General features: G+C 66.3%; 4 protein-coding genes. 3 read left to right on the top strand and 1 reads right to left on the bottom strand.

The window, feature by feature from the left end; translation table 11 throughout:
• Positions 1-152: 152 nt before the first annotated feature.
• Positions 153-1,106, bottom strand: coding sequence for an aldo/keto reductase (locus tag CYR32_RS11920; RefSeq protein WP_101824610.1), 954 nt, complete (start codon positions 1,104-1,106; stop codon positions 153-155).
• Between the two features lie 277 nt (positions 1,107-1,383).
• Between CYR32_RS11920 and CYR32_RS11915 the strand changes: the two genes are divergently transcribed.
• Genes CYR32_RS11915 through mdtC form a run of 3 tightly spaced genes read left to right on the top strand, consistent with a single transcriptional unit; the run spans position 1,384 to position 8,833 of the window.
• Positions 1,384-2,622: an MdtA/MuxA family multidrug efflux RND transporter periplasmic adaptor subunit gene (locus CYR32_RS11915; protein ID WP_101824609.1), complete on the top strand. Its 1,239-nt coding sequence runs from the start codon at positions 1,384-1,386 to the stop codon at positions 2,620-2,622.
• Positions 2,622-5,741, top strand: coding sequence for an MdtB/MuxB family multidrug efflux RND transporter permease subunit (locus CYR32_RS11910; protein ID WP_101824608.1), 3,120 nt, complete (start codon positions 2,622-2,624; stop codon positions 5,739-5,741). The genes CYR32_RS11915 and CYR32_RS11910 overlap by 1 nt, the downstream gene beginning before the upstream one ends.
• Complete coding sequence (gene mdtC / locus CYR32_RS11905) at positions 5,738-8,833, top strand: multidrug efflux RND transporter permease subunit MdtC (protein WP_101824607.1); 3,096 nt, start codon at positions 5,738-5,740, stop codon at positions 8,831-8,833. Before CYR32_RS11910 ends, mdtC begins: the two co-directional genes overlap by 4 nt.

Here is an 8,833-nt window from a genome sequence, read left to right as displayed (position 1 = left end):
CACCCAAGGCGCGGGGATGCAAGGGGCGCGCGCCTACGCGCCCCTTGCGCGGTGGCGGCAGCGGGGCCGCAGAAAGATGCCGGGCGTATGCCAACGCAACCTTCTCCGGCCCGCATATCGTCCCCTAAAGCGCACTGCGTTCGCGCAAACGCCTAGTAAGCACTCGCCTGATCCAGTGCCTGAATATCCCCTGCGTCCAGCGTTAATGCCGCCGCCCCGGCCAGATCCTTGAGCTGCGCCAGTGACGTCGCGCTGACAATCGGCGCGGTAACGCTTGGCCGGGCGATCAGCCACGCCAGCGACACCTGCGCCGGGCTGACGCGGTGTTTCTCCGCCACCTGATCCAGCGCCTTCAGGATCTTATGGCCGCGCTCATTCAGGTAGCTTTTCACCACCCCCTCGCCGCGGGCGCTTTTCCCGGCGTCTTCCGGGCGGCGGTATTTGCCGGAGAGGAAACCACTCGCCAGCGAGTAGTAACCGATCACCCCAAGCTGGTTCGCCTGCGCCACCTGCTCCAGCCCGTTCTCATAGCCCTCGCGGTCATAGAGATTGTATTCCGGCTGTAACGTCTCATAGCGGGCGAGGCCCTGCGCCTCACTCACCTCCAGCGCCTCGGCCAGCCGCGCGGCGCTATAGTTAGAAGCACCGATCGCCCGCACCTTGCCCTCTTTGATCAGCGCATCGAAGGTCGCCAGCGTCTCTGCCAGCGGCGTGTCCTGGTCATCATCGTGGGACTGGTAGAGATCGACATAGTCGGTTTGCAGGCGGGTCAGAGAGGCGTCAATCGCCTCGCGGATGTAGCGCGGCGAGAGGCCGACCTTGCCTTCGCCCATCGGTTTGCCGACTTTGGTCGCCAGCACGATCTGCTCACGTTTGCCGCTCTTTTTCAGCCAGTTGCCGATGATGGTCTCCGATTCGCCGCCGTGGTTGCCCGGCGCCCAGTGGGAGTAGACGTCCGCGGTGTCGATGAAATTCAGCTGATGATCGAGCAGGGCATCCAGAATGCTGAAGGAGGCGTTCTGGTCTAACGTCCAGCCAAAGACGTTGCCGCCGAAGGTCAGAGGGGGAACCTGAATCCCGGTACGGCCCAGTGTGCGCTGTTTCATGCTGATCTCCTTAGTGGGGTTATGATTAACAGACGAATTATTGCACAAGAAATGAAAGGCCACAGGAACGATATCGTCTGAGGTTATTCCTGTGCACCGGTTTGCCGCCGCCGTTTTCCGCCGCCTGACAGGCCCTGACACGGACTCCATATTTCCTTCATTTTTTCTGATGCCCGGAGTCGCTACACTGCTACCCTATTGGCGCGATTACCCTGACGTTTCCATCACCTGAACCGGTTCGCCTGGACTCTGAACAACGGAGATTATGTTCACTCCTATGAATGCACCCCTGAAACGACGTTTGCCCCTGCGCCGCCTGCTGGTCTGGCTGGTGTTGCTGCTGGCGGCCTTTGCGGCCTGGCACTTTTTTATGGCCGAACGGCCCACGGATGACGCTGCGCCCGCCCGCCAGGGCCGGGGCGGCGGCCGCCATGCCTCCACGCCGCCGCCGGTGCAGGCCGCGGTGGCCGCTACCCAGAGCGTGCCGCACTACCTCACCGGGCTGGGCACCGTCACCGCTGCCAACACCGTGACGGTGAAAAGCCGGGTGGACGGCGAACTGATGGCGCTGCACTTCACCGAAGGGCAGCAGGTCAAGGCCGGGCAACTGCTGGCGGAAATTGACCCGCGCCCCTACCAGGTGGCACTGACCCAGGCTGAGGGGCAACTGGCGAAAGACCAGGCGACGCTGGCCAACGCCCGGCAGGATCTGGCGCGTTACCAGAAGCTCGGCAAAACCAACCTCATCTCCCAGCAGGAGCTGGATGCCCAGCAGTCACTGGTGCGGGAGAGCGAAGGCAGCGTCAAGGCCGATCAGGGGGCGGTGGCCAGCGCCCGGCTCCAGCTTGAGTACAGCCGCATCACCGCGCCGATTGAGGGGCGCGCCGGGCTGAAACAGGTCGATGTCGGCAACTACATCACCAGCGGCAGTGACACCGGGCTGGTGATCCTGACCCAGACCCGCCCCATCGATGTGGTATTCACCCTGCCGGAAGACACCATCCCGACCCTGCTGCGGGCGCAGCAGTCGGGCCGCCCGGTGCCGGTCGAGGCGTGGGATCGCACCAACACCGTCAAAGTGGCGGAGGGGGCGCTGCTGAGCCTGGATAACCAGATCGACGCCACCACCGGCACCATCAAAATCAAAGCGCGATTCAGCAATGATGACGGCATGCTGTTCCCCAACCAGTTTGTGAATGCACGCGTGAAGGTGAATACCGTGGCCGATGCGGTGGTGGTGCCTGCCGCCGCCATCCAGATGGGCAATGACGGCAACTACGTCTGGGTGCTGGACGCGCAAAACCAGGTGAGCAAACAGCCGGTGACGCTGGGCACCCAGGACAGCCAACAGGCGGTGATCGCCGCCGGGCTGAGCGCCGGGGCGCGGGTGGTCACTGACGGCCTCGACCGCCTGAAACAGGGGCTGAAGGTTGAAGTGCTGGACGGCGACACCGCCGCCCCTGCCGCACAACCGGCGCGCCCGCACTCCCGCCACGCCGCCGGGGGGCGCTCCTGATGCAGGTGATGCCCCCGGACCACAGCGGCGGCCCGTCCCGCCAGTTTATCCTGCGCCCGGTCGCCACCACCCTGCTGATGGTGGCGATCCTGCTGGCCGGGATCATCGGCTACCGCGCCCTGCCGGTGTCGGCGCTGCCGCAGGTGGACTACCCCACCATGCAGGTGGTGACGCTCTACCCCGGTGCCAGCCCGGACGTCACCACTTCGGCGGTCACCGCGCCGCTGGAGCACCAGTTCGGGCAGATGTCCGGCCTGAAAACCATGTCGTCGCAAAGTTCCGGCGGCGCATCGGTGATTACCCTCCAGTTCCAGCTCACGCTGCCGCTGGATGTGGCCGAGCAGGAGGTGCAGGCCGCCATTAACGCCGCCACCAACCTGCTGCCGGATGACCTCCCCTACCCGCCGATCTACAGCAAAGTGAACCCGGCTGACCCGCCGATCATGACGCTGGCGCTGACCTCTGACGCGCTGCCGATGACGCAGGTCGAGGACATGGCCGAAACCCGCGTGGCGCAGAAGATGTCGCAGGTCAGCGGCGTCGGGCTGGTGACCATCGCCGGGGGCCAGCGCCCCGCCGTGCGCGTGGAGATGAACGCCGCCGCCGTGGCGGCGCGCGGGCTGGACAGCGAGGTTATCCGCACCGCCATCAGCAACGCCAACGTCAACTCCGCCAAAGGCAGCCTCGACGGCCCGGCGCGCTCGGTGACGCTGGCCGCCAATGACCAGATGAAATCGGCAGAGGATTACCGGCAGCTGATTATCGCCTACCAGAACGGCGCACCGGTGCGGCTCGGCGAGGTGGCGACCATCCGCCAGGGGGCGGAGAACAGCAAGCTCGCCGCCTGGGCCGGTAAAAAACCGGCAATTGTGCTGAATGTGCAGCGCCAGCCGGGGGCCAACGTGCTGACCACGGCGGACAGCATCCGGGCGCTGCTGCCGTCGCTGAAAGCCAGCCTGCCCGCCTCAGTGGAGGTGACGCTGGTCACTGACCGCACCACGGCGATCCGCGCCTCCGTCAGCGATGTGCAGTCTGAGCTGCTGCTGTCGATCGCGCTGGTGGTGATGGTGATCTACCTGTTTCTGCGCAACGCCGCCGCCACGGTGATCCCGAGCGTCGCGGTGCCGCTGTCGCTGATCGGCACCTTCGCCGTAATGTATTTCCTCGGCTTCTCCATCAATAACCTGACGCTGATGGCGCTGACCATCGCCACCGGCTTTGTGGTGGATGACGCCATCGTGGTGATTGAGAACATCTCGCGCTACATCGAACGCGGCGACCCGCCGCTCACCGCCGCGCTGAAAGGGGCGGGCGAGATCGGCTTTACCATTATCTCCCTGACCTTCTCGCTGATTGCGGTGCTGATCCCGCTGCTGTTTATGGGGGACATCGTCGGGCGGCTGTTCCGCGAGTTCGCCGTGACGCTGGCGGTGGCGATTCTGATCTCGGCGGTGGTCTCCCTGACGCTGACGCCGATGATGTGCGCGCGGATGCTGAGCCATGAGGCGCTGCGCAAGCAAAACCGCTTCTCGCGCGCCAGCGAGCGCTTTTTTGACCGGGTGATCGCGGGCTACGGCCGGATGCTGAAACGGGTGCTCGGCCACCCCTGGCTGACGCTGGGCGTGGCGATCTCGACGCTGCTGCTGACGGCGCTGCTTTACCTGCTGATCCCCAAAGGCTTTTTCCCGGTGCAGGATAACGGCCTGATCCAGGGCACGCTGGAAGCGCCGCAGTCGGTCTCCTTCAGCAGTATGGCGACCCGCCAGCAGCAGGTGGCGGCGATCCTGCTGCGTGACCCGGCCGTCGCCGGGCTGACCTCGTTTGTCGGCGTCGACGGCACCAACGCCACCCTGAACACCGGCCGGTTGCAGATTACGCTGAAACCGCTGGCGGAGCGTGATGACCGGGTGGAGGCGATTATCCCGCGGCTGCAACAGGCGGTGGCGGGCGTGCCGGGCGTGCGGCTCTACCTGCAACCGGTGCAGGATCTCACCATCGACACGCAGGTGAACCGCACCCAGTACCAGTTCACGCTCCAGGCGATGTCGCTAGAAGCATTAAGCGAATGGGTGCCGCCGCTGCTGGAGAAACTGCAGCAGGCCCCTGAGTTGCAGGACGTCAGCAGTGACTGGCAGGACAAGGGGCTGGTGGCCTACGTCAACGTCGACCGGGACAGCGCAAGCCGCCTCGGCATCAGCATGGCGGACATCGACAACGCGCTCTATAACGCCTTCGGCCAGCGGCTGGTCTCCACCATCTACACCCAGGCGAACCAGTACCGGGTAGTGCTGGGGCAGGAGACCACCCACACGCCGGGGCTGGCGGCGCTGGACAGCGTCTGGCTCAACGGCAGTGACGGCAACCGCGTGCCGCTCAGCAGCCTGGCGCGCATTGAGCAGCGCTTCGGGCCGCTGTCGATCAACCACCAGGACCAGTTGCCGTCGGCAATGATCTCCTTCAACGTCAGCCCCGGCTATGCGCTGGGCGACGCGGTGCAGGCGGTAACACAGGCGGAGCAGCAGCTCAGCCTGCCGGAGGATATTTCCACCCGCTTCCAGGGGGCGACGCTGGCGTTCCAGGCGGCGCTCGGCAGCACGCTGTGGCTGATCCTGGCGGCGGTGGTGACGATGTACATCGTGCTCGGCGTGCTCTATGAGAGCTTTATCCACCCGGTGACCATCCTCTCCACCCTGCCCACCGCCGGGGTCGGCGCGCTGCTGGCGCTGATGCTGGCGGGCAGCGCGCTGGATGTGATCGCCATTATCGGCATCATCCTGCTGATCGGCATCGTGAAGAAGAACGCCATCATGATGATCGACTTCGCGCTGGCGGCGGAGCGCGACCAGGGCATGACGCCTTATGAGGCGATCTACCAGGCCTGCCTGCTGCGCTTCCGCCCGATCCTGATGACCACGCTGGCGGCGCTGCTCGGCGCGCTGCCGCTGATGCTGGCCACCGGCGTCGGCGCGGAATTGCGCCGCCCGCTCGGCATCTGCATGGTGGGCGGGCTGGTGGTGAGCCAGGTGCTGACGCTGTTCACCACGCCGGTGATCTACCTGTTGTTTGACCGGCTGGCGCGCCGCGCCCGCCCGCACCCGCAGGAGCCGCGCCCACAGTGAAGCTTTTTGCCCTGTTTATCCACCGCCCGGTGGCGACCACCCTGCTCACGGCGGCGATTGTGCTGGCCGGGCTGCTGGGGTTCGTCCAGCTGCCGGTGGCCCCGCTGCCGGCGGTGGACTACCCGGTGATCCAGGTCACCGCCTCGCTGCCCGGCGCGTCGCCGGAGACTATGGCCTCCTCGGTGGCGACGCCGCTGGAGCGGGCGCTGGGGCGCATCGCCGGCATCAACGAGATGACCTCGCGCAGTTCGCTCGGCAGTACCACCATCATCATGCAGTTTGACCTTGAGCGGAATATCGACGGCGCAGCGCGGGACGTGCAGGCAGCGCTGAATGCCGCGCAGAGCCTGCTGCCGAGCGGCATTCCGAACCGGCCGACCTACCGCAAGGCCAACCCCTCTGACGCGCCGGTGCTGATCCTGACGCTGACCTCCGACACCTACAGCCCGGTGCAGATGTATGACGTCGCCAGCACCCGGCTGGTGCAGAAGATCGCCCAGATTGAGGGGGTCGGGGATGTCACCGTCGGCGGCAGCTCCCTGCCCGCAGTGCGGGTGGCGCTCAACCCACAGGCGCTGTTCAACCAGGGCGTGTCGCTGGATGAGGTGCGCGAGGCGATAAGCCAGGCCAACGTGCGCAAGCCGCAGGGGGCGGTGGAGTCCGGTGACCGGCGCTGGCAGCTGCAGGCCAATGACGGCCTGACCCAGGCCCGCGACTACCAGCCGCTGATTGTGCACTACCACAACGGCGCGGCGGTGCGGTTGCAGGATGTGGCGCAGGTGCAGGACGGCTCGCAGGATGTGCACAATGCCGGGATGAGCAACGCCAAACCGGCGGTGCTGATTGTGGTGCGGCGCAGTGCGGACGCCAACATCATCGCCACCGTGGATCGGGTGCGCGCGGCACTGCCCGCGCTGCGGCAGGCGGTGCCCGCCACCATGACGCTGTCGGTGGCACAGGACAGATCGCCCACCATCCGCGCCTCGCTGCATGAGGTGGAGCAGTCGCTGGTTATCGCGGTGGCGCTGGTGATCCTGGTGGTATTCCTGTTCCTGCGCTCCGGCCGCGCCACGCTGATCCCGGCAGTGGCGGTGCCGGTGTCGCTGATCGGCACCTTTGCCGCCATGTGGCTGTGCGGCTTCAGCCTCAACAACCTGTCGCTGATGGCGCTGACCATCGCCACCGGCTTTGTGGTGGACGACGCCATCGTGGTGCTGGAGAACATCGCCCGGCATATTGAATCCGGCATGAAGCCGCTGCCCGCCGCCTTGCAGGGGGTGAAAGAGGTCGGCTTTACCGTGCTGTCGATGAGCCTGTCGCTGGTGGCGGTGTTCATCCCGCTGCTGCTGATGGCCGGGCTGCCGGGGCGGCTGTTCCATGAGTTTGCCGTGACGCTGTCGGTGGCGATTGGGCTGTCGCTGGTGGTCTCCCTGACCCTGACGCCGATGATGTGCGCGCGCATCCTGCGCCCGCAGCCCCCAACGTGGCCGGGGATGCCGCACCCGGCGCCGCGCGGCGTCACCCGCTGGCTTAACCGGCTGCAACAGGCCTACGGCCGCTCGCTGAACCGGGTGCTGAACCATGCGCGGCTGGTGGGGCTGCTGCTGCTGGCGACCATCGGCCTGACGGCGTGGCTCTATGTCAGCATCCCGAAAACCTTCTTCCCGGAGCAGGACACCGGCCGCCTGCTCGGCTACATCCAGGGCGACCAGAGCATCTCCTTCCGGGCGATGCGCCACAAGCTGGAGGATTTCATGACCCTGGTCAGCGCCGACCCTGCGGTGGAGAGCGTCACCGGCTTTACCGGCAACCGCGTCAACGTCGGCTCGATGTACATCTCCCTCAAGCCGCTGGGTGAGCGCCACGAGAGCGCCCAGCAGGTGGTGGCGCGGCTGCGCGTCAAACTGGCGAAAGAGCCGGGTGCCAGCCTGTTCCTGGTGCCGGTGCAGGACATCCGCGTCGGCGCGCGCCAGTCCAACGCCGGTTACCAGTTCACCCTGCTGGCCGATGAGCTGGCCGACCTGCGCACCTGGGAGCCGAAAGTGCGCGCCGCGCTGGCGAAATTGCCGGAGCTGGAGGATGTGAACTCCGATCAGGAGGACAGCGGCGCGGAGCTGGGGCTGGTCTATGACCGCGATACCATGGCGCGGCTCGGCATCAGCGTGGCCGATGCCAACGCCCTGCTGAACAACGCCTTCGGCCAGCGGCAGATCTCCACCATCTACCAGCCGCTCAACCAGTACAAAGTGGTGATGGAAGTCGCCGCCGCCTACAACCAGGATGTCAGCGCGCTGGACAAGATGTTCGTCACCAACAGCGACGGCAAACCGGTGCCGCTCTCCTACTTCGCCCACTGGCAGCCCGCCAATGCGCCGCTGTCGGTGAGCCACCAGGGATTGTCGGCCGCCTCAACCATCTCGTTCAACCTGCCGGACGGCGTCAGCCTCTCGGACGCCACCGCCGCGGTGCAGCGCACCATGACGGAACTGCGGGTGCCGGCCACGGTACGCGGCCAGTTCGCCGGCACCGCGCAGGTGTTCCAGGAGACGCAGCGCGCGCAACTGTGGCTGATCCTCGCGGCCATCGCCACCATCTATATTGTGCTGGGGGTGCTGTATGAGAGTTACGTCCACCCGCTGACCATCCTCTCCACCCTGCCCTCGGCCGGGCTGGGGGCGCTGCTGGCGCTGGAGGCGTTCGACACGCCGTTCAGCCTGATCGCGCTGGTCGGGGTGCTGCTGCTGATCGGCATTGTGAAGAAGAACGCTATCATGATGGTCGATTTCGCGCTGGATGCGCAGCGGCGCGGCCACCTCACGGCGCGCGAGGCGATCTTCCAGGCCAGCCTGCTGCGCTTCCGGCCGATTCTGATGACCACCCTGGCGGCGCTGTTCGGCGCACTGCCGCTGGCGCTGACCCAGGGCGACGGCGCGGAGCTGCGCCAGCCGCTGGGGATGACCATCGTCGGCGGGCTGCTGGTCAGCCAGGTGCTGACGCTCTACACCACGCCGGTGGTCTACCTGTTTTTCGATCGCCTGCGTGGCCGTGTGCGCCCGCCTGCGGCGATCCCACGCCCTCAGGAGGAGAACTGA

Source organism: Chimaeribacter coloradensis (assembly GCF_002858715.1).
Classification (GTDB): domain Bacteria; phylum Pseudomonadota; class Gammaproteobacteria; order Enterobacterales; family Enterobacteriaceae; genus Chimaeribacter; species Chimaeribacter coloradensis.
The sequence above is the reverse complement of the archived record's forward strand: the minus strand, read 5'-3'. Positions and strand labels throughout refer to the sequence as shown.